This is a genomic window from Streptococcus sp. GMD4S (assembly GCF_000296955.1).
The window spans coordinates 1-690 of sequence record NZ_AJRE01000356.1; the positions used below are offsets into that span (position 1 = coordinate 1).

Annotated in this window: 1 protein-coding gene; it reads left to right on the plus strand. The window is 40.3% G+C overall.

Annotation, left to right across the window (positions count from 1 at the left end):
* The first annotated feature begins 20 nt into the window (after window positions 1–20).
* A complete protein-coding gene (locus tag GMD4S_RS09875; RefSeq protein WP_000966511.1) occupies window positions 21–644 on the plus strand; it encodes a hypothetical protein in 624 nt (207 codons plus the stop codon).
* Window positions 645–690 lie beyond the last annotated feature (46 nt).

Consider the following 690-nt stretch of genomic DNA (forward strand, 5'->3'; position numbering starts at 1 on the left):
TGTCAGAAGGAGGAAGAACGATGCTTTATATGATTGGCGGATCGCCTTGTAGTGGAAAGTCAACAATTGCCTCACTTCTTGCTAGACAGTATCAACTACTTCATATCAAACTGGATGATTTGGTAGAAGAGATGATGAGTCAAGCAAGTGCAGACTCACAGCCAATTTGCCTTCTTAGGCAGGATAGAAATCCAGAACAAATCTGGATGAGAAATCCAGAAGAGATGGCAGATGAAGAATGGCGCTTTTATGAAGAGATTTTTCCTTATGTAAAATCTTACTTGATAAAAAATCAAAACAGACCTCTCTTGGTGGAGGGAGCAGGACTTTTGCCTCACTTGGTAAAGGAGCTTGAATGTCAAGCATCATCCTATCTATGCTTGACTCCTACAGCTGATTTTCAAAAAAAGCATTATATACAGAGAGAATGGGTTCCTTATGTCTTAGAGGGTACAACCAACCCCGAGCAAGCTTTTGAAAACTGGATGCAACGAGACATTCTTTTTGCTCAAATGGTTCGTAAGGAAGCGGTGCTATTAGGCTATCCTAGTCTCGTAACAGATGGTAGTCAATCAGAGAATCAGACTGCGGAAGAAGTTGCTCGGCTCTTAAAATTGTCCAACAAAAATAGAATAAATATTTAAGGAGAAAACCATGATTAAGATTACTTTCCCAGATGGCGCTGTTCGT